Consider the following 19,760-nt stretch of genomic DNA (forward strand, 5'->3'; position numbering starts at 1 on the left):
AAGCGTGCCATGACAACGGCGGTTGTCAATCCTCTTTGGCCGGTTCGGGCGCGGTGATCGCCGGGTCGTGGATGCGACGCAGGCCCTTGCGGTCGTAGTAGCGGGTGACCACGGCCCCGATCAGCAGACCGATCACCAGACCGACGCTCGTCATCACCAGCGAGTGGGTGAGCCCGGCGTCGGCGCGCCCGTCCAGATAGAGCAGTGCCCGCGCGCCGAGGAACACCTGGTGCATCGGCTCGAACGTGGCCAGCCAGCCGAACACCTTGGGCGCCGCCTCCAGCGGGATCGTCGCGCCGTTCGAGGGCAGGCCCAGCATCACGAAGATGAACAGGTTGACGATCAGACCCATCGAGCCCAGAACCGACACCAGGGAGGTCGCGGTGATCCCGACCGCCGCGATCGTGAACACCCCGTAGAGCCACAGCGTCAGGACATTCGGGATCGGCATCCCCAGTGCCGCAGCGATGCCGATGTAGGCGGCCGAGGTGAGCACCGCGAGGATCACCATGAACGCCCACTTGATCACCAGGGTCCGGAACCGCGAGATGTTCACCTTCTCGGCGAACCGGTACACCGGTCCCAGTTCCGCGGGGATGTAGCCCAGCATCGAGTCGACCAGCGAGCTGACGATGATGCTGCCGGTGAACCCGGCGAGCAGCAGCAGCAACGCGTAGTAGAACGCCGACAACCCGTTGCCGGTGCCACTGGGCAGCGGATCGTGGTCGTTGACCTGGATGTCGATCGGGCTGGACAGCGTCAGCGCCACACCGGCGGGCAGGGCGGTGCCACCGCCGGCCTGGGTGACCTCGGCGGTGACCTTCTTGCCGATCGTGGTGTCGGCCTCCTGCACGGCCTTGCTGAGCGCGACTCCGGCGATACTGCCGCCGAGTTCGCCGGCCCGCGGATTGGTCGACACGGTGATCACCGGCCGGACCACCTCCCCCGGCCGGGCGGCGCCGGTCGCGAGTGCCTGCAGGCCCGCCGAGAAGTCGGCCGGTATCTGCACCACCCCGTAGACCTGCGCGGAGTCCAGCTGCCGGTCGGCTTCTTCGGCGGAGAGCACCCGTACGTCGAAGTCGTGGGAATCGAGGCCGGACACCAGGCCGTCGGCGATCTGCTTGCCGTCGGGCCCCTGGTCCTGGTTGACGACGGCCACCGGGAAGTGGTGCAGGTTCGAGGTCGGGTTGAGGATCCCGCCGAGATAGAGCGCCGCCAGCGCCGAGAACACGACCAGGACGACGACGATCGGTTGCAGCCAGAACCTCGGCGTGCGGATGGTGGCGAGCGGGTCAGGTGCGGCGTGCCGCGCGTGCTCGAGCGAGTGCATCGGAGCTCCTGTCATCGGGGGCGGGTGTGGTCCAGCGGGCGGGGGCGCAGCAGCACGAGGGCCAGCACGATCGCGGCCACCGGGACGGCAGTCATCATCAGGCTCAGGGTGTGGATGGCGTCGATCATGGCATCGGTCGCGCCCTCGACGACCTCCCTCGCGCGTTGCGGGTCGAGCACGTTGCCACCGCCGACCGAGGACACCGACGTGCCGTGCGCGATCTGCAGCGCCTCGCGGGCCTGCGGCTCCGTGATACCCGAACCGGCCAGCCGCTCCATGCCGTCACGGAGGAACAGGGTGGTGCCGACGAGCGCGAACACCGCCGGACCGAGGGAGTACCCGGCTTGTCCGACAGCGGATTTCACCGCCGACACCGATCCGCCGAGGTCGACGGGCGCCGCCGACATCATGATGGTGGACTGCGGTGTCTGCACCACCGCACCACCGACGGCGTTGAGCAGAACCGCGACGAACAGCAGCCACATCGACGTCTTCTCACCGACCGCCGACAGCACCAGCAGACCGCCGAGCAGCAACAGCAGCCCGGCCACCAGCACCGTGCGCTCGCCGAAGCGCGTCGCGGCCCGGCCCGAACCCGTCGCGGCGAGCGCCTGCATCAGTGTGGCGGGCACCAGCAGCAGCCCGAGCAGAGCCGGCGACTCACCGCGCACCGTCACCAGGTAGTAGGCGACCAGAATCGTGGAGCCGCCCGTGATGAAGTTGAACGCGGCGCCCGCGGTGACCGCGGCGTTGAACCGCCCGGACCGGAAGATGCGCAGATCGAGCGCCGGATCCGGGGTGGACCGCTCACGGAGCCAAAAGGCCGCGCCCGCAACGACACCGACCACGATGGCGATGACCGCGTCGGTGTTCAGTCCGCGCTGCAGCCGCGAGATCCCGTAGACGAGCGCCAGTAGTGCGGCCGCGACGAGCGCCAGACCCGGTATGTCGAGGCGGCCGGGCGCCCGCGGCGTCTCGGGCACGTACCTCAGGTGGATCACCAGGGCGACGACGGCCGCGACGGGTGCGACCAGGAAACCCGTCCGCCACCCCAGGTGCTCGGCCAGCAGGCTGCCGATAGCGGGCATCGGTGTGGTGAGGGCGAATCCGGCGCCGAGGTACAGCCCGATCGCCGCGGCGCGCCGTTGCGGCGGGAACACCGCGTTGATGGTGGCGAGCGACAGGCCGAGCAGGAAGGCGAACGCGACACCGGATCCCGCGCGGGCGACCATCAGCACCGCACCGGTCGGCGCCGCCGCGGCGAGGATGCCGAAGCCGATCGCCCCGAGCAGTCCGCCGGTGAACATCCGCTTCATGCCGTAGAGGTCGCCGAGCGCACCGGCGCCGAGCACCGCTGCCGCCAGCGCGAGGGTGGCGAGGCTGGCCACGAAACTGGCCGTGCTGGGCAACATGTCCAGGCCGGCCCGGACCTCGGAGATGTTGGCCGACAGGATCGTCGGGTCGGCCGCGGTGATGCTGTAGCCCAGCCCCATCGCGACGACGGTCATCGTGGCCGCCAGGCCGGACACCGTCGCCGGCGACTCGTCGCGCTGCGCGTCGGGAGCCGGTGACGTCATCCCGTGTGAACCGGACGGCCCGCCAGATACGTTGTGCGGATATCCAAGTCGGCGATCTCCTCCGGCGGAACCGAACGCGGGTCGGCGGAGAGCACCACCATGTCGGCGTACTTGCCCACCTCCAGCGAGCCGATCACATCGTCGGAGAACAACTGCCACGCGGCGTCGATGGTCTGCGCGCGGATGGCCTGGTCGACGGTCAAGCACTCCTCCGGACCCAGCACCCGGCCACTCGGCGCGGTGCGGGTGACCGCGACGCTGATGTTGCGCAGCGGCTCCTCCGGCGTGACGGGCGGATCGTTGTGCAGCGAGATCCGCATGCCCGTCTTCACCGCCGAACCACAAGGCATCCAGCGGTTCCCGTGTTCGGGCCCGAACAGCCCGTCGACGATGACGTCGCCCCAGTAGTGGATCTGGTCGACGAAGATGCTGCAGGTGACGCCGAGATCGTGGGCGCGCTGCAACTGCTCGTCGCGGATCGCGCCGACGTGCTCGAGCCGCAGCCGGTGGTCCTCGCGCGGATGCTTGGCCAGCAGCGCCTCGTACACGTCGAGGATGGTGTCGACGCCGGCGTCGCCCTGGACGTGGCACGCCATCGGCCAGCCGAGAGGGAAGTAGGCCTCGACGATCTCGGTGAGCTGCTCGCGGCTGTAGTTGGCGTGGCCGCACGAACCCGGGACCACGCCGATCGTGCGGGTCGCGTCGGTGTCGAGGTAGGGGAAGGACAGGTCGATGTTGCCGATCCACGGCGACCCGTCGACCCAGATCTTGATGCCCACCTGACGGACGACGTCGTCGCCCTCACCCGGGCTGGCCGCGGTGCTCATTTCGGGATTGGAGATCTCGTAGGTGCGCAACCGGACGGTCAGGTGGTCGCGCATCTGGTCCACCAGCGGCCGGAACACCGGGTCGAACGCCATCTCCGAACACGTGGTCAGGCCGGCTTTGTTCAGCCGGGCACATTCGGCGAGCAGCATCTGCGGGAAGTCGGCGACCGTGGTGGCTCCCGCCATCAGCGGGAACACCGCGCCGGTCTCCTCGGCGGTGCCGTCGAGTTCGCCTGCCTCGTCGCGGCCGAACTTGGCGCCCTTCGGGTCCGGGGTGTCGCGGTCGATCCCGGCGTTGCGACCGGCGACCGAGTTGAAGAACGCCTTGTGCCCCGAGTTGTGGATGATCACCAGCGGCGTGTCCGGCGCGATGCCGTTCAGCCACGCCAACGAAGGCTCGGGCAGGCCGGGCTGCAGCAGGGCGTCCCAGCCCACCAGGTAGGCGCCCGACTCGCCGCGCTTGTCGACCTCCGCGCGCACCATGGCGACGATCTGGTCGGCATCGGTGACGGTGACCGGCCGGATGTCGACCATCCGGTCGGACAGCACGACCGCTTCCATCAGCGGATGACCGTGCGCCTCGACCAGGCCGGGCATCACGCAACCCGACCCGATGTCGACGACCTCGGTGTCCGGGCCGATCCACCCGTCGATCTCGGCGCGGGCGCCGACGGCGGCGATGCGACCTCCCGTTACGGCCAGCGCCTCGGCCGTGGGCTGCGCGGGATTGACGGTGAGGACATTTCCGGTGATGACCAGGTCAGCTGCGGGCACCGGGTGATGGTAGCTGCGACGCGTTGACCTGCGGTGACCTTCACGCCGAACCGTCACCAAGAATTTGCTGAAAAAATCTTCGCCGCCGTGTCGATTTTCGGGGGGTGCCGCTCGACGTATGTGCGAGGGCACGATGGAGCGGGCCCCTTCCACACCGAAGAAGGAGACGAAGAAATGGCGCGTTACATGCTGATCATGCGGTCCACCCCCGAGGCCGAGGCCGCGATGGCGGAGCTGGAGATCGACTTCGACGAGATCATCGCGTCGATGGGCCGGTTCAACGAGGAGCTCATCAAGGCCGGCGTGCTGCTGGCCGGCGAGGGGCTGACCGGACCGGAGGAAGGCTTCGTCGTCGACTTCAACGCCGATCCGCCTGTGGTCACCGACGGCCCCTACACCGAGGCCAAGGAATTGTTCAACGGCTTCTGGATCCTCGACGTGTCGTCCAAGGAGGAAGCCAAGCAGTGGGCACGGAAGGTGCCGCTGGGCAAGGGCGTGAAGCTCGAGGTGCGCCGGGTGTCGGAGACCGACGAGTTCCCCGCGGACAATCCCTGGGTGCAGAAGGAGATCCAGTGGAAGGCCGACCTGGCCGAGAAGATCGCGGCGCAGGCGCGGGCCGACGCCGACAAGTTCGCGAGCCGCTGAGCGACTCCGCCGGCTATCTGGCGCGGATCCTGATGGGTCCGCGCCAGTCGGCATCGGGGTCCAGAACCTCACCGCGCTGGGTGATCTCGACGTCGCCCGCCCGGGCCATCTCGCGGGCCGCGGCGCGGGCGTCGTCCATCAGGTCACGCCAGTGATCGCCGCCGACGGCGCGGGCCGCGTCGGAGGGACAGGTGCTGCTGGCCGGGCCGCGATGCACCGCAAGGGCGCGGATCGCGGCCCGCAGCCGGTCGGGCATCGGGCCGTCGGCCAGCGCCGTGCCGGCATCGCGCGCGGCCGGCGTCGCGCCCTCGGCGATCCGCCCGAGCTGCGCCCGTAACGCGTCACTCACGCCGTCCATGATTCCCGGTGGCCGATGACCACCGGGAACCGGACGATCAGAAGAAGGTCTGCGTGTTGGTGACCGTGCCGTTGTCGCACTTGATGGAGACGTTCCAGTTCGCGAACTTCGGGATGGCGGGGACGATCGCGAGGTCGAAGGAACCGTTGGCGGGCAGCGGGAAACTGCGCGAGTAGCCGTCGGAGTCGTAGGTGCACTGCGAGGCGACGCCGCTGCGGTCGGTGATGTGCGCGGTCAGCCCACCCACCCGCGGCGACCAGTTCACCGTCGGTCCCTGCTTCGGCGCTTCGGGCTTTGGCGCCGGCTTCTCCTCTGGCTTGGGCTCGGCCGGGGCGGCCTTGGCCACCCGCGAAGCGGCGGCGGCGTTGTCGGTGGCCGCTTCTTCGCGGACCGACGGGATCACGCACACCTTGTCCCCCGGGCTGGCCTCGCGCCAGACGAAGCCCGACTTGCACGTCGGACTCCCGGGCACCGCGTTCCCTGCGGCCGCGCCGTTCTCCGCGGCGGTGCGCGACCGCACGCCCGGCGTGACGCAGACGTGGTCGCCTGCGAACGCCTCGCGCCACACGAAACCCGGGATACAGGCGTCTGGTTGCGCCGCCGCCGTGGGCGCCAGCGCGATCGCCCCGCCCGCGGCGAGTAGCGCTGCGGCCAGCGGAGCGAGAGCTACGCGCTTTGCTTGAAACGTTGACATTTCGACCTCATCTCACGGGCATGACCCTCGTCAGTGCCTCTACGTCGGGAATTGTGCGCCGCTTGACTGATCTTGCGGAAGCGAACAGAACGTTACGAATTTGCTCACTTGATTACGCGAGTAGTCGAGTACTCCATCCGCGACGGCGCAGCACTCCACACGCGGCCGCCGGCAACAACGGGGATCGCCTTCTGCATTTCTGGAACACGTTCTAGTCTGAGTGCCATGACCTCGGTTGCTGATTCCTCCCGCGAACTCTCGTCGGCCGACCGGCTGCGCCATCCGATCCACTCCGGGCACCTCACGGTGGGCGCGCTCAAGCGCAATCGGGACCGCCCAGTGCTGTTCCTCGGCGACACCACGATGACCGGCGGCCAACTCGCCGAGCGCATCAGCCAGTACATCCAGGCGTTCGAGGCGCTGGGCGCGGGCACCGGCGCCGCCGTCGGGCTGCTGTCGCTGAATCGGCCCGAGGTGCTGATGATCATCGGGGCGGGGCAAACTCAGGGCTATCGCCGCACGGCACTACACCCCCTCGGGTCGCTGGAGGATCACGCCTACGTGCTGTCCGATGCAGAGGTCACCGCGCTGATCATCGACCCCAACCCGATGTTCACCGAGCGCGCGCTGGGACTGCTGGAAAAAGTGCCGACGCTGCAGCAGATCCTCACCATCGGTCCGGTTCCCGAAGCGCTGGCGGACGTCGCGGTGGACCTCAGCGCCGAGGCGGCCAAGTACGAGCCGAAGCCGCTGGTGGCCGCCGACCTGCCGCCCGACCACATCGGCGGACTGACCTACACCGGCGGCACCACCGGAAAGCCCAAGGGCGTGATGGGCACGGTGCAGTCGATCACGACGATGACGACCATCCAGCTCGCCGAGTGGGAATGGCCGGAGCGTCCGCGGTTCCTGATGTGCACCCCGCTGTCGCACGCCGGGGCGGCCTTCTTCGTACCGACGGTGGTCAAGGGCGGCGAACTCATCGTGCTGACGAAGTTCGACCCGGCCGAGGTGCTGCGGGTGATCGAAGAGCAGAAGATCACCGCAACCATGCTGGTGCCGTCGATGATCTACGCGCTGATGGACCATCCGGATTCGCACACCCGAGACCTGTCGTCGCTGGAGACCGTCTATTACGGCGCCTCTGCGATGAACCCGGTTCGGCTCAAGGAGGCGATCCGCCGGTTCGGGCCGATCTTCGCCCAGTACTACGGCCAGTCCGAGGCGCCGATGGTGATCACCTACCTCGCGAAGGGCGATCACGACGAGAAGCGGCTGACGTCCTGCGGCAGGCCGACGGTGTTCTGCCGCACGGCACTGCTCGGCGAGGACGGACAGCCCGTGCCGCAGGGCGAGGTCGGTGAGATCTGCGTGTCCGGGCCGCTGCTGTCCGGCGGCTACTGGAAGCTGCCCGAGGCCACCGCGGAGACCTTCCGCGACGGCTGGATGCACACCGGCGACCTGGCCCGCGAGGACGGAGACGGGTTCTGGTACATCGTCGACCGCACCAAGGACATGATCGTCACCGGCGGCTTCAACGTGTTCCCCCGCGAGGTCGAGGACGTCGTCGCCGAACACCCGTCGGTGGCCCAGGTGTGCGTGATCGGGACACCCGACGAAAAGTGGGGCGAGGCGGTGACCGCCGTGGTGGTGTTGCGGCCCGACGCCGCGTCCGACGGGGACGCCGTCGCGACGATGACCGCGGAGATCCAGGCCGCCGTCAAGGAGCGCAAAGGCTCGGTGCAGTCGCCCAAGCAGGTCATCGTCGTCGACTCGGTACCGGTGACGGCGCTGGGCAAGCCGGACAAGAAGGCGGTGCGCGCCCAGTTCTGGGCGGACTCCGGCCGCGCCGTCGGGTAACCGCTGCGTTTCGGCGTTTTACCGATACCCGGGGCGGGTAAAGAGTGGCCGACACACCATCGAGACAGGACACTCACCGCGATGACCGACCCGACCACCGCCGCAGCCGCGTCCCCCACCTCCACCACTTCCGAGGCCCTCAGCACCTGGGCGCTCTTCCTCAGCATGATCGCGATCGTCGGGTTCGCGATGAGCATCGGCGCCTTCGGCCTCGACCGCATCGGCCTGTCGTTCGGCGCCGGTCTTTTGTCGCTGACCAGCTTCGTCGCCAGCATGTTCTTCTTCCATGCCGACGCCGAGGACCCCGCCGACTCCTGACCGACCGCGCTAGCGTGGCGGAGTGCCGGACACCGACCTCCGCGAGACCGTCGACGCCGTCTGGAGGATGGAAGCGGCCAAGATCGTCGCGACGCTGACCCGCGTGGTCGGCGACGTCGGAATGGCCGAAGACCTGGCCCAGGAAGCGCTGATAGAGGCGCTCATCCAGTGGCCCGACGCCGGGGTACCGCGCAACGCCGGCGCCTGGCTCACCACCGTCGCCAAACGCAAGGCCATCGACCACTGGCGACGGCAGGAGTCACTGGACGCCAAGTACGCCGTACTGGCCCGTGAGCTGGAGAACCACCTCGACGAACCCGCGTGGGATCCGGACCGCATCGACGACGACGTGCTGCGGCTGATGTTCATCTCCGCGCACCCCGTGCTTTCACGGGAGAGCCAGATCGTGTTGACGTTGCGCGTGATCGGCGGCTTGACCACCGAGGAGATCGCCCGCGCCTTCCTCACGTCAAAAGCGACGATCGCGGCGCGCATCACACGCGCCAAGAAGACGCTGGCGGCCGCAGAGGTGCCGTTCGAGGTGCCACCGCGCGACGAGTACCCGCAGCGCGTCTCGGCGGTGCTCGCAGTGATCTATCTGATCTACAACGAGGGCTACTCCGCGTCGTTCGGGCAGCGCTGGATCCGCGACGAACTGTGCAGCGAGGCACTGCGACTGGGCCGGGTGCTGGCCGCCCTGACGGATACATCCCCGGGTCGCGGCGCTCCTGCCCACCGTCCAGCAGAACCCGAGGTGCACGGACTCGTCGCGCTCATGGAATTCCAGTCCTCGCGCTTCGCGGCGCGCACCGACGCCGACGGCCGGGCGATCCTGCTCGAGGACCAGAACCGGGCGAAGTGGGACCGTGCGCAGATCCAGCGCGGCGTGGCGGCGCTCGCGAAGGCGGCAGAAGCGGTGCAGCGCAGGGGAACCGGCTGGGGTCCCTATGCATTGCAGGCGGCGCTGGCCGAATGTCATGCCGTCGCGCCGACTGCCGAGGACACCGACTGGGCGCGCGTCGTCACGCTGTACGACGGGCTGATCCAGGTGGCCCGCTCCCCGGTGGTCGAACTCAACCGTGCGGTGGCCGTCGCGATGGCCTCCGGCCCCGCCGAAGCACTCGCCATCGTCGACGACATCACCGGCCTCGACGGTTCCTATCTGCTGCCCAGCGTGCGCGGAGAGTTACTGGCGCGGTTGGGCCGCCACGACGAAGCCGCCACCGAGTTCGACTGCGCCGCGGCGCTGACCGACAACGAGCGCGAGCGGGACGTGTTGACCGACAAGGCGGCTCGGGCGCGATCGGGCTAGGCACCCGGCACCGCGGTTCGGGCGGCCACCGAATCCGCCGATGCGGTGTCGAACACGTCGATGACGACGTCGGTGTCGCGGTAGCCGCCGATGTGGTGCAGGCCCGCGGTGGCGGCGATCACGTCGTTGGCGTGGTCGCCGCTCATCGGGTAGTCCTCGACACGATGCCGCCAGTGCGCGGCGAGCACCGTCGCGCCGTGCGAGAGCCGCGGCACCTGCCGGTCGAGCACCGCCCGCAGGGTGGCCGGTTGCAGGTAGTAGCAGACCTCCGAGAGCACCACGAGGTCGAATCGCGCCTGCGGCCACGGGCCGTCTATCGACTGCCGCAGCAGCGTCACCTGACGCCTGCGCTGAGCGGCGAGCAACCGCCGGTGGGTGGCGTCGAGGGCGCCGGTGGCGATGTCGGTCGCCGTCACATGGTCGCACCGGGCGGTGAGCAGTTCGGTGAGCACACCGACCGAACACCCCGGTTCATAGGCGTGCCGGTACCGCGGGTAGGGCAGCAGCGCCATCGTGATCGCGTACTTCCGGCGCTCGTACCACCTACCCTGCAGCTGCCAGGGATCGGCGGCTTTGGCGTATATCCGCTCGAAGTAGTCGTCAGGCAGTCGCGACGTCACCGGAACACCACCTCCCCCACCGTCAGCAATCGAGCGAGCACGTACGGCGGCAGCACCGCTTCCAGCCCAGCCGGCTCGAATTGACTGCGGAAACACTGTGCCGCATCGATTTTACGCTTCACCGAGGAGTCGGTCAGTGACGATCGGTGGGCCGTGTGCCACGGCACCGTGTCATCGCCCGGTTCGGCCCAGTGCCACATCCACAACGGATACTCCAGCAGCACCGCACCGGTTCGGGCGGTCGCCTCGGCCGCAGCCCAGCCGACGGCCTCGTGATCGGGGTGGCCGTCGCCGCGCCACGTCGCCGCGCACCAGGCGCCGGCCGGTTCGGCGCTCAGCGCCTCGGCGAGTGCGTCGGTGAGACCGGCCTGGTGACCGGCGACGTCACCGTCAGGCAGGCCAAGTCGCGTCGGCGCACCGATGCCGAGTGCTGCCGCGGCGCAGCACACTTCGTCGCGCCGGGTCTGCGCCAGTGCCCCGCGCTGCGCCGCCGTCGCCTCCGGGTGCGCGGCGTCGCCGTCGCTCACCGACACCACCCGCACGGGTATCCCGCGCTCGGCCGCCGCGGCGATGGCGCCACCGAAGCCGAGCGTCTCGTCGTCCGGATGCGGGGCCACCACCACCAGGGCCGGGCAGTGCTCCCACTCCAGTTCGGGGAAGGTGAGATCAGCTGCGCGCCAGACATCCGCCGCGGTGCCTCCTCCGGCGATCGGCCGCGCCGCGAAACGGCCGGCATTGCTCACCGCCGCTCACCGGCCAGGCGCCCCAGCGCTTCGAGGTCGCGTTCGGCGTGACTCTGCCGGACGTAGACGGTCAGGTCGGCGACGTGGCGGGCGTGGGCGGCGTCCTGACTGAGCGGTCCGGGCCCCAGCGCCCGGCCCGTCCGGGTGAGGACCTCGTCGACCGCGGTCTCCACGACCGCTCGGCAGCGCCGGGCGCACAGTTCGGCGGTGCTGTTCCGGTCGTCGGGGTCGGCGTCGACCTCGGCCGCGGCCTGCGCGAGTGTCGCAGCGGCCGCGGTGAGCGCGGCGTCCACCGCGCCGAGGTGAGCCAGCGTGTGTGGTTCCTCGCGGGCGGCGGCCGAATACAGCGGAGCGGCAACCGCTCTGGCACCTCCGAGCCAGCACGCGGCGACCCCGATCGCGCCGTGCCAGAATCCCGGCCGGCTGAGGTACTCACCCGGGGACCCGACCGGGGTTGCCGGAGCGCCGCTGAATTGCACGGAACGCGTGTCGGATTCGGCCATGCCGGCGTTGCGCCAACTGCTCGGCAACGGCCGCACCCTCTGATGACGCAGGTCCACGGCGAACAAACCCCGGGTACCGTCGTCGCCCACGCGCGCCGTCACCAGCGCGTGCGTGCACAGGCCGGCTCCCGAACACCACACCTTGGTGCCGTGCAGTGCGATCCCCTCCCCGGCGGGCTGGGCGCGCAGCACCGCGTCACGGGATTCGGCCGCCCACACACCCCACAGCTCACCCGCCCGTACCTGAGGACCGCCGAGATCGGCGAGAATCGCCGCGGCGTCGCAGTGCGCTTCGGCCAGTCGCCCGGCCACCACGTCCAGTTCGGTGAGCTCGGCGAGCCTGCGCCAGCGCTGTGCCGTGTCGCCGTGGCCCGGTAACGGCAGGTTCAGCTCACCCGCCGCCAGCCACCGCGCCAGTTGCGCCGGGATCACGCCGGCTCGCCGGTCCTGCGCCGTGATTTCGACAGGGTCCGCAGATGCGACGCGAATCCGCTGGGCGCGCGGGCATCGCGGCGCGCGGAGGTGATCACGCTCAGCGCCGCGTCGCGGCGAATGTGCCTGCCGGCCGCCTCGAACCGTTCGACGAGTTCGACGTCCTCACCGGTCGGCAGTGCGCGGAAGCCGCCGACGTTCCAGTAGGCAGCCGCATTGAAGCCCATGTTCGCACCGTGAACATGGTTGTGCCCGTTGCCGTTTCGCGACACTTTCGCCTGGTAGGCGCGCAGGTACCGCCGCGCCACCTCGGCCGGGAAGTTCCGCCAGTCCGGCACCCGGACCACGCCGAGCACCATGTCTGCGTACGTCGATGTCATCCGCAGCAGCCAGTCGGCGGGGACCAGGCTGTCCGCATCCGAGGTGGCGTACCACGTGCGGGCCGGGTCGGCGCCGATGCAGGTCGAGCGCGCGTAATCGAAACCCGCGGCACGCGCGGCGCCGACGTTGCCCGCGTCGACCTCCACGAAGTGCACGTCCGGGCCGAACCGCCCGGCCAATGCGGCACTGTCGTCGCCGCAGGCGTCGAGCACCACGACGGTCAGCACGGGCACCGGTGAGCACAGCGTCGCGGTCGCCAGGGCGCGCAGGCTCTTCGGCAAATTCGTCGCCTCGTCGTGGGCGGGTATGACCACCGCGATCTGCTCGAGCTCCGGCACTGCTGTTAATTAGCCCGTAGCGGCATTTTTCACACCTGGCACGATGGCGACCATGGTGCATGTGGACGCCGTTCTGTTCGACTTCTCCGGCACGCTGTTCCGGCTCGAGGAGGACGAGAGCTGGTTCGCCGGCATGGTGATCGACGGCCGCCACGTCGACCGCCACGCGCAGTCCGAGATCATGCGACGGCTGACGCAGCCGGTCGAACTGGCGGTTCCGCTGACGCCGGACGCGCACCGCGCTTGGACGCAGCGAGACCTGGAGCCGGCGCTGCACCGCGAGGCCAACCTGCACGTGCTGCGCGCGTCGGGACTCGCCGACCACCATGCCGACGCGCTGTACGCCCGGCTGATCGACCCCGCGTGCTGGACGCCGTACCCCGACACCGTCGACGTGCTCGCCGCCATGCACGCCCGTGGGGTCAAGACGGCGGTGGTCTCCAACATCCCGTTCGACATCCGGCCTGCGTTCGCGGCCATCGGCGCCGGCGTCGACGAGTTCGTCCTGTCGTTCGAAGTGGGGGCCATCAAACCCGACGCCGCGATCTTCGCCGAGGCGCTCACCCGGCTGGGCGTCGACGCCGCCCACACCGTCATGGTGGGCGACAGCGAGGAGGCCGACGGCGGAGCCCGCGCCCTGGGCTGCGAGTTCGTCCTCGTCGAGCCGCTACCCACCGCGCAACGGCCCGACGGCCTGCGCCGCGCGCTGGCCGAGCACGGCCTGCCGGTCTGCGCGTAGCGTCGCGACCATGTCCGACAGCGAGCGAATCCGGCCGCCGTGGTGGCTGAAGTACGTCAACAAGGTGATGATCGCGGTGAACAAGACCGGCCTGCTCAAGGACGGTCCGGTGGTGCTCACGGTGACGGGCCGCAAGTCCGGCCGACCCCGGTCGACGCCCATCACGCCCTTCGAGGTGGAAGGCCGTCGCTACGTCGTGGGCGGCCTTCCCGGCTCGGACTGGGTGCGCAATGCCCAGGCGAATCCCGACGCGGTGCTGCTGCGCGGCAGGACCCGTGAACCCGTGCGGATGGTGGAGCTGCCCGCCGAGGAGGCCCGGCCGCTGCTCCGGCAGTTCCCGGTGCTGGTGCCCACCGGGGTCGGTTTCATGAAGAACGCCGGCCTGGTCACCGGCCCGCACCCCGACGAGTTCGAGGCGCTGACCGGCCGCTGCCCGGTGTTCCGCTTCGATCCGGTGACGTAGCGTCTGACGCTGTGAGCGACAACCCCTTCGACCCGTCGGCCTGGCAGCCCGTGCCCGGGTTCGAGCTGTCCGACATCACCTACCACCGCCACGTCGTCGACGGCAGGCCGCAGCCCACCGTGCGGGTGGCGTTCGACCGGCCCGAAGTGCGCAACGCGTTCCGGCCGCACACCGTCGACGAGCTGTACCGCGTGCTCGACCACGCCCGGATGTCGCCCGACGTCGGCGTGATCCTGCTGACCGGCAACGGCCCCAGCCAGAAGGACGGCGGCTGGGCGTTCTGCTCGGGCGGCGACCAGCGCATCCGCGGCCGCACCGGCTACCAGTACGCCGCAGGCGAGACGGCCGACACCGTCGATGCGGCCAGGGCCGGGCGGCTGCACATCCTCGAGGTGCAACGGCTCATCCGCTTCATGCCGAAGGTCGTGATCTGCCTGGTCAACGGCTGGGCCGCAGGCGGCGGGCACAGCCTGCACGTGACCTGCGACCTGACGCTGGCCAGCCGTCAGCACGCCCGCTTCAAGCAGACCGACGCCGACGTGGGCAGCTTCGACGGCGGCTTCGGCAGCGCCTACCTGGCCCGTCAGACGGGTCAGAAGTTCGCGCGCGAGATCTTCTTCCTCGGCCGCGCCTACGACGCCGAGCAGATGCACGCGATGGGCGCCGTGAACGCCGTGGTCGACCACGCCGAACTCGAGTCCGAGGCGCTGCACTGGGCCGCGGAGATCAACGGCAAGTCGCCGCAGGCGGTGCGGATGCTCAAGTTCTCGTTCAACCTCATCGACGACGGACTCGTCGGCCAGCAGGTGTTCGCCGGTGAGGCAACGCGATTGGCGTACATGACCGACGAGGCGGTCGAGGGCCGCGATGCGTTCCTGGAGAAGCGCGACCCCGACTGGAGCGGGTTCCCCCGCTACTTCTGAGGGCGATTTCGGCGCGCCGCCTAGACTTCGACAGTGATCAGAAGCTCGCTGCGCCGACTGTCCGAGAGCCTGCTGCTGGCCAGCATGCGGCCGCCGCTGACCGACCAGCTGATGCAGCGGGGCCCCGAAGTCGACCTCAGGGGCAAGCGGATCCTGCTGACCGGCGCGTCGTCCGGCATCGGTGAGGCCGCGGCGGAGAAGCTCGCCCGGCGCGGTGCCACCGTCGTCGTGGTGGCCCGCCGCCAGGACCTGCTCGACGCCGTCGCTGAGCGGATCGTGGCCGCAGGCGGGGATGCCCGTGCGCGGGCGTGCGACCTGTCGGATCTGGACGCCGTCGACGAGCTGGTCGCCGAGGTGGAGCGCGAGCTCGGCGGCATCGACATCCTGATCAACAACGCGGGCAAGTCGATTCGCCGGCCGCTGGCCGAGTCGCTGGATCGCTGGCACGATGTCGAGCGCACGATGACGCTCAACTACTACTCACCCTTGCGGCTCATCCGCGGCCTCGCGCCCGGGATGATCGAGCGGGGCGACGGCCACATCATCAACGTCTCGACGTGGGGCGTGCTGAGCGAATCCTCGCCGCTGTTCGCCGTCTACAACGCCTCCAAGGCGGCGCTGAGCGCGGTGAGCCGGGTCGTCGAGACCGAATGGGGCAAGGACGGCGTGCACTCGACCACGCTGTACTACCCGCTGGTGAAGACACCGATGATCGCGCCGACACGCGCCTACGACGGGCTGCCCGCGCTGAGTGCGTCCGAGGCCGCGGACTGGATGGTCACCGCCGCGCGCACCCGGCCCACCCGGATCGCGCCGCGCATGGCCGTCACCGCCCACGCCGTCAACAGCTTCTCCCCCGCGGCCGTCGACGCGATCATGAAGCGCCAGCAGGTGCAGCCGAACTCCTGAACCGCCGGCGGGAGTGGATCAGTCCTGAGCTGCGATGTCCGGATACACCACGTGACGGGCCTGGTCACCGCCGTTGCGGCGGGCGAGAGTCATGGCCGTCGCGGCCTCGGCGATGAGTTCGTCGAGCAGGCTCTGTGGCGGGTACTCGGCCAGTCCTCGCAGCGGGGCACTCACCACCCCGATGCTTGCGGCGTTCTTCGCGGGCGTCGTCGCGATGGCGTGACGGACCCGGTCGACCAGTGGCGTCGCGTCGGGGGCGGCGAAGCAGTCGGCGATGAGGAAGTCGGCGTCGGGCAGGTGACCGGTGACCGCGTCATGGCGGGTCGTGTCGCGCAACACCTGAGCGACGTCGACCCGCGCCCGGCTCGCGGCGGCGGCCCCCCGGGTGTCAGCCAGCTCGTCCAGCGCATCGAGACTCACGTATAGCAGGACGAAGTGGCGGTCGTCGGCCCGGTCGCGGGTCGCGATGAACGTCGCTGCGTCGCGGTAGAAGGCGGGCCGGTTCAGCAACCCCGTCAACGGGTCGATGTCCGCGTTGAGGGAGTCGATGCCCAGCAGATGCACCAGGCTCTGGGCGGCGAGCGGAAGGGCGAGGTTCACGATCAGCAGAAAGCCGAACGCCGTCACCGCCATGGCGGGATCACCGTCGGCGACGAGACGCGTCGCGAGGACGAGCGTGGTGCCCACGGCGACCGCGAGGTTCACCGCCATCAGACGCGGTGTGTGGAAGAAGCCGATGTAGCCGCCGAGGACCGCGAAGCCGGTGCTCGCCAGCAGCCCGGCCAGCGGCGCGCTCTGGGCCAGGCACAGTGCGCTGATGCCCGCAGACGACAACAGTGCGAACGCGACCGAAAGCCGCGGACTCGGCCAGGTCACCACCAGTGAGCCGACCGCAAGCAACGCCGCAAGAATCGCCACGGCCACCGCGACCAGGCGGCTCGCGGTGCCCTGGGGCCCGGACGGACTGCCGATCGTGGCGATGATCAGCACGGCCAGACCGCCCAGTGTCGCCGCCATGGCGTACCGCATCCCGACGTGCACCCGACGTGCCGCCAGGAACGCGGTCATCCAATGGAAGTGATCGGGTTGCGTCCACCACCGTCGGATCGCTGAAGCCACCACGCCGCCTCCCTATGCGTTGGCGCTGCTCGCAACCTAACCCGCCATACCTGCAGTATCAAGCGTTGCTGAGCATCCCCGGCACCGGGTGGTAGACACAACGCATGGAGATCCTCGCCAGCCGGATGCTGCTGCGGCCGGCGGACTATCAGCGGTCCTTGACGTTCTACCGCGACGAGGTCGGCTTGGCGATCGCCCGTGACTACGGCGCAGGCACCGTGTTCTACGCCGGCCAGTCACTCATCGAGCTGGCCTCACACGGCGGTCCGGACGCCTGCGGGACCATCTGGCTGCAGGTTCGCGACGTCTACGCGACACAGGGCGAACTGACCGGCCGCGGCGTCCCGATCGCCCGCGAGGCCCGCCAGGAGCCATGGGGACTGCACGAGATGCACGTCGCCGACCCCGACGGCGTCACCCTGATCTTCGTGCAGGTTCCCGAGGACCATCCGCTGCGCCGCGACACCAGGAACTGACAGCCGATCGGGTCAGCGTGCGGGTGCCGCCAGTGGCCAGCCCACCGAGGCCAGCCGGGAAGCCACCTGGTGGATCTCCTCCGGATTGGGCTCCTTGTCGATGACGGCCTGCACCGCGGTGCGAATCTGGGCCTCGGTCACGGAGTCCGACTCGGTCGACCGGAGCACCGACTGGGCGGCCTTGACCACCTCGTCCTCCGACAGCGAGCGCTTGAGCAGCGCGAGCAGCGGGAAGTAGTCCTTCTGTGGCACGCCCTGCGGGTAGCCGTCGTGCAGCCAGGCGAGCACGTTGTCCAGAACGCCCTGGTTCTCTGTCATCGCTTGTCGCCTCACTTAGCCGGGATGAACGGGACGGGATTGAATCCGAAGTGGTGTTCGATCGTGGTCCGGGTGATCCACAGCAGTGCGATGACGATCACCGCGGCGACGACGGTGAACAGCGCCAGGCCGAGGAATCTCAGCGCCGGATTGGGCGCGCGAGTGGTGCCGTCGGCGTCGACGTTGCCCGCGCCGGCCGAATAGGCCACCAGGCCGTAGGCGAAGATCGCGGGCAGGCCAGCGCCCAGGACCAGGCCGATCACCAGCACCTTGAAGATGCTCTCCAGATACACCATCGGGATTCCTGTTCTCGCCGTCAGACCGTCGCGGCGGGCTTGGTGGACTCGGTCGCCTCGCGCAGTTCCGCGGGCACCACCGAGTTCGTGCTGTCGTCCCAGTCGGCGTTGACGTTGTTGTGGTCGACCTTCTGCTGCTGGGCACGCCACCACATGTAGGCGGACAGCCCGACCAGGATCAGGAAGATCAGGCCGTCGCCCACCAGCTGCGTGGTGAAGCCGGCGACCGTGTGGGAGATCCAGAAGGACAGGGCGCCAACGAGTCCGGCGGCCGGCAGGGTGACCAGCCAGGCCAGCGCCATCCGTCCCGCGACGGCCCAGCGCACCTGGGCGCCCGGCTTGCCGACGCCGCTGCCCAGGATCGAGCCGGTGGCGACGTGGGTGGTGGACAGTGCCATGCCCGCGGCGCTGGAGCTGAGGATGATCGCGGCCGACGACGCCTCGGCGGCGAAGCCCTGCGGCGACTCGATCTCCACGAGGCCCTTGCCCAGCGTGCGGATGACACGCCAGCCGCCGAGGTAGGTGCCGAGGCCGATGGCGATCGCGCAGGACGCGATGATCCAGAACGGCAGGCCGTTCTCCTTCACGTCGCCGGTGAGGTGGCCGGTGGTGATGAGGGCGAGCGCGATGACGCCCATGGTCTTCTGCGCGTCGTTGGTGCCGTGCGACAGGGCCACCAGCGACGCGGTGGCGATCTGGCCCCAGCGGAAGCCGTCCTCGCGGCGCTTCGCGAAGACCCTCCGGGTGATCCGGTAGACCAGCCACGTTCCGCAGCCGGCGACCAGGCCGGCGATCACCGGGGCGGCGACAGCGGGGATCAGCACCTTCTGCGTGACACCGGCCCAGTTGATGCCCGCGAGTCCCACGGCGGCCAGGCCGGCGCCGATGAGGCCGCCGAAGAGTGCGTGCGAGGAACTCGACGGGATGCCGAACAGCCAGGTCAGCAGGTTCCACAGGATGCCGCCGATGAGGCCGGCGAAGATGATGGTCAGGCCCATCGATGCGTCGATGTTCGGCAGCAGTGTGCCGGTCTTGCTGTCCTGGATCTTCAGCACCGAGGTGGTGACCGTGAGGGCCACCTCGACCGACAGGAAGGCGCCGACGAGGTTGAGCACCCCGGCCAGCAGCACCGCCGTCTTCGGCTTGAGAGCCCGGGTCGCGATCGAGGTCGCCATCGCGTTCCCGGTGTCGTGGAACCCGTTGGTGAAGTCGAAAGCCAGTGCCGTTGCAATCAGCAGCACCAGGATGATCAGCTCGGAGCTCATGGTGTTGATTCTGAGGGACTCTCAGCGGAATCTGCTAACGACTCGCGCCCGAAACCGGACCAATGAGCAGCGGCTTTACCTGATCCCGTGAGCTGTTCATCCGATGTTCATTCAGCGTCCCCCGGTTGGACGCACAGCAAGCCCACAGCTTGGGTCCGGACGCCCGATCTGCGGGTCCGGCACTACCATCGAAGCAACCGAACGTCGTCGGAAGTGACAGCCGAAGTGACACTGTGACCAAGTTCCTGGCGAAGATCGCCGCGTGGATCACCGCGGGTTACCCCGAGGGCGTCCCCGGGGCTGACCGGGTGCCCCTGCTGGCGCTGCTGCGCCGGCGGCTGTCCGACGACGAGGTCCGCACCCTCACCCAGGATCTGATCGATCGCGGCGAGTTCGACCAGTTCGACATCGGCGTGCTCATCACGCAGTTCACCGACGAACTGCCCGTGCCCGAGGACATCGAACGGGTCCGGTCCCGGCTGGCCGAGCAGGGTTGGCCACTCGACGATGCGCGCGACGCCGGGGAGGACGAATAGCCGT

At 69.5% G+C, this 19,760-nt stretch carries 23 protein-coding genes; 10 read left to right on the forward strand and 13 right to left on the reverse strand.

From position 1 onward, the window contains the following. Positions 1 to 25 precede the first annotated feature (25 nt). The 3 genes from ACPCHZ_RS00385 to ACPCHZ_RS00395 are packed head-to-tail and all read right to left on the reverse strand — an operon-like array spanning position 26 to position 4,508. Positions 26 to 1,330 carry a DUF3533 domain-containing protein gene (locus ACPCHZ_RS00385; protein WP_423482934.1) on the reverse strand — a complete coding sequence of 435 codons (1,305 nt, stop codon included), beginning with the start codon at positions 1,328 to 1,330 and terminating at the stop codon, positions 26 to 28. Positions 1,331 to 1,341: 11 nt separating this feature from the next. After that, on the reverse strand, positions 1,342 to 2,907 hold the full coding sequence (locus tag ACPCHZ_RS00390; protein WP_423482935.1) for an MFS transporter: 1,566 nt from the start codon (positions 2,905 to 2,907) through the stop codon (positions 1,342 to 1,344). After that, complete coding sequence (locus tag ACPCHZ_RS00395; protein ID WP_423482936.1) at positions 2,904 to 4,508, reverse strand: amidohydrolase; 1,605 nt, start codon at positions 4,506 to 4,508, stop codon at positions 2,904 to 2,906. Before ACPCHZ_RS00395 ends, ACPCHZ_RS00390 begins: the two co-directional genes overlap by 4 nt. A 174-nt stretch (positions 4,509 to 4,682) precedes the next feature. Between ACPCHZ_RS00395 and ACPCHZ_RS00400 the strand changes: the two genes are divergently transcribed. Continuing rightward, positions 4,683 to 5,153, forward strand: a complete 471-nt coding sequence (locus ACPCHZ_RS00400; protein WP_423482937.1) for a YciI family protein — start codon at positions 4,683 to 4,685, stop codon at positions 5,151 to 5,153. Between the two features lie 13 nt (positions 5,154 to 5,166). Here ACPCHZ_RS00400 and ACPCHZ_RS00405 read toward each other — a convergent pair whose 3' ends face one another. Then, a complete protein-coding gene (locus tag ACPCHZ_RS00405; protein ID WP_423482938.1) occupies positions 5,167 to 5,511 on the reverse strand; it encodes a DUF3253 domain-containing protein in 345 nt (114 codons plus the stop codon). 37 nt (positions 5,512 to 5,548) lie between these two features. Next, positions 5,549 to 6,205 carry a hypothetical protein gene (locus tag ACPCHZ_RS00410; RefSeq protein ID WP_423482939.1) on the reverse strand — a complete coding sequence of 219 codons (657 nt, stop codon included), beginning with the start codon at positions 6,203 to 6,205 and terminating at the stop codon, positions 5,549 to 5,551. A 225-nt stretch (positions 6,206 to 6,430) separates the two neighbouring features. Here ACPCHZ_RS00410 and fadD8 point away from each other — a divergent pair, with 225 nt between their 5' ends. The 3 genes from fadD8 to ACPCHZ_RS00425 all read left to right on the forward strand — a co-directional run bounded on the left by fadD8 (position 6,431) and on the right by ACPCHZ_RS00425 (position 9,695). After that, complete coding sequence (fadD8, locus tag ACPCHZ_RS00415; RefSeq protein ID WP_423482940.1) at positions 6,431 to 8,065, forward strand: fatty-acid--CoA ligase FadD8; 1,635 nt, start codon at positions 6,431 to 6,433, stop codon at positions 8,063 to 8,065. Positions 8,066 to 8,146: 81 nt separating this feature from the next. Further along, positions 8,147 to 8,383, forward strand: coding sequence for a hypothetical protein (locus ACPCHZ_RS00420; protein WP_364973283.1), 237 nt, complete (start codon positions 8,147 to 8,149; stop codon positions 8,381 to 8,383). Positions 8,384 to 8,450: 67 nt separating this feature from the next. Beyond that, entirely contained in the window at positions 8,451 to 9,695 is a 1,245-nt protein-coding gene (locus ACPCHZ_RS00425; protein ID WP_423483763.1) for an RNA polymerase sigma factor, read from the forward strand. Here the strand turns inward: ACPCHZ_RS00425 and ACPCHZ_RS00430 are convergent. Genes ACPCHZ_RS00430 through ACPCHZ_RS00445 form a run of 4 tightly spaced genes read right to left on the reverse strand, consistent with a single transcriptional unit; the run spans position 9,692 to position 12,712 of the window. Continuing rightward, on the reverse strand, positions 9,692 to 10,315 hold the full coding sequence (locus ACPCHZ_RS00430) for an SAM-dependent methyltransferase (protein ID WP_423482941.1): 624 nt from the start codon (positions 10,313 to 10,315) through the stop codon (positions 9,692 to 9,694). The genes ACPCHZ_RS00425 and ACPCHZ_RS00430 overlap by 4 nt on opposite strands. Beyond that, positions 10,312 to 11,058, reverse strand: a complete 747-nt coding sequence (locus ACPCHZ_RS00435; RefSeq protein ID WP_423482942.1) for a PIG-L deacetylase family protein — start codon at positions 11,056 to 11,058, stop codon at positions 10,312 to 10,314. The genes ACPCHZ_RS00430 and ACPCHZ_RS00435 overlap by 4 nt, the downstream gene beginning before the upstream one ends. Continuing rightward, the gene (locus tag ACPCHZ_RS00440) at positions 11,055 to 11,990 is read right to left on the reverse strand and encodes an acyl-CoA dehydrogenase (RefSeq protein ID WP_423483764.1); all 936 of its coding nucleotides are present in this window, start codon (positions 11,988 to 11,990) and stop codon (positions 11,055 to 11,057) included. The genes ACPCHZ_RS00435 and ACPCHZ_RS00440 overlap by 4 nt, the downstream gene beginning before the upstream one ends. Beyond that, positions 11,990 to 12,712, reverse strand: a complete 723-nt coding sequence (locus ACPCHZ_RS00445; RefSeq protein ID WP_423482943.1) for a glycosyltransferase — start codon at positions 12,710 to 12,712, stop codon at positions 11,990 to 11,992. The genes ACPCHZ_RS00440 and ACPCHZ_RS00445 overlap by 1 nt, the downstream gene beginning before the upstream one ends. A gap of 43 nt (positions 12,713 to 12,755) precedes the next feature. On the opposite strand from ACPCHZ_RS00445, the gene ACPCHZ_RS00450 reads away from it, so the two are divergent. The 4 genes from ACPCHZ_RS00450 to ACPCHZ_RS00465 are packed head-to-tail and all read left to right on the forward strand — an operon-like array spanning position 12,756 to position 15,746. After that, a complete protein-coding gene (locus ACPCHZ_RS00450) occupies positions 12,756 to 13,451 on the forward strand; it encodes an HAD family hydrolase (protein ID WP_423482944.1) in 696 nt (231 codons plus the stop codon). A gap of 10 nt (positions 13,452 to 13,461) precedes the next feature. Next, the gene (locus tag ACPCHZ_RS00455; protein ID WP_423482945.1) at positions 13,462 to 13,914 is read left to right on the forward strand and encodes a nitroreductase family deazaflavin-dependent oxidoreductase; all 453 of its coding nucleotides are present in this window, start codon (positions 13,462 to 13,464) and stop codon (positions 13,912 to 13,914) included. An 11-nt stretch (positions 13,915 to 13,925) separates the two neighbouring features. Then, positions 13,926 to 14,837: a 1,4-dihydroxy-2-naphthoyl-CoA synthase gene (locus tag ACPCHZ_RS00460; RefSeq protein ID WP_423482946.1), complete on the forward strand. Its 912-nt coding sequence runs from the start codon at positions 13,926 to 13,928 to the stop codon at positions 14,835 to 14,837. Between the two features lie 33 nt (positions 14,838 to 14,870). Continuing rightward, positions 14,871 to 15,746, forward strand: coding sequence for an SDR family oxidoreductase (locus ACPCHZ_RS00465; protein WP_423482947.1), 876 nt, complete (start codon positions 14,871 to 14,873; stop codon positions 15,744 to 15,746). Positions 15,747 to 15,764: 18 nt separating this feature from the next. On the opposite strand, the gene ACPCHZ_RS00470 is transcribed toward ACPCHZ_RS00465, so the two are convergent. Beyond that, positions 15,765 to 16,814, reverse strand: coding sequence for a GGDEF domain-containing protein (locus tag ACPCHZ_RS00470; protein ID WP_423482948.1), 1,050 nt, complete (start codon positions 16,812 to 16,814; stop codon positions 15,765 to 15,767). Between the two features lie 155 nt (positions 16,815 to 16,969). On the opposite strand from ACPCHZ_RS00470, the gene ACPCHZ_RS00475 reads away from it, so the two are divergent. Then, positions 16,970 to 17,341: a VOC family protein gene (locus ACPCHZ_RS00475; protein ID WP_423482949.1), complete on the forward strand. Its 372-nt coding sequence runs from the start codon at positions 16,970 to 16,972 to the stop codon at positions 17,339 to 17,341. A 12-nt stretch (positions 17,342 to 17,353) separates the two neighbouring features. Here ACPCHZ_RS00475 and ACPCHZ_RS00480 read toward each other — a convergent pair whose 3' ends face one another. Genes ACPCHZ_RS00480 through ACPCHZ_RS00490 form a run of 3 tightly spaced genes read right to left on the reverse strand, consistent with a single transcriptional unit; the run spans position 17,354 to position 19,220 of the window. Further along, entirely contained in the window at positions 17,354 to 17,659 is a 306-nt protein-coding gene (locus ACPCHZ_RS00480; protein ID WP_364973307.1) for a DUF3349 domain-containing protein, read from the reverse strand. A gap of 11 nt (positions 17,660 to 17,670) precedes the next feature. Beyond that, positions 17,671 to 17,955 carry a hypothetical protein gene (locus tag ACPCHZ_RS00485; protein ID WP_423482950.1) on the reverse strand — a complete coding sequence of 95 codons (285 nt, stop codon included), beginning with the start codon at positions 17,953 to 17,955 and terminating at the stop codon, positions 17,671 to 17,673. A gap of 20 nt (positions 17,956 to 17,975) precedes the next feature. Further along, positions 17,976 to 19,220, reverse strand: coding sequence for an inorganic phosphate transporter (locus tag ACPCHZ_RS00490; RefSeq protein WP_423482951.1), 1,245 nt, complete (start codon positions 19,218 to 19,220; stop codon positions 17,976 to 17,978). 233 nt (positions 19,221 to 19,453) lie between these two features. On the opposite strand from ACPCHZ_RS00490, the gene ACPCHZ_RS00495 reads away from it, so the two are divergent. After that, a complete protein-coding gene (locus tag ACPCHZ_RS00495; RefSeq protein ID WP_364973313.1) occupies positions 19,454 to 19,756 on the forward strand; it encodes a DUF3349 domain-containing protein in 303 nt (100 codons plus the stop codon). The last annotated feature ends 4 nt before the right edge of the window (positions 19,757 to 19,760 follow it).

The organism is Mycobacterium sp. NPDC050041, assembly GCF_049541695.1.
GTDB lineage: Bacteria > Actinomycetota > Actinomycetes > Mycobacteriales > Mycobacteriaceae > Mycobacterium.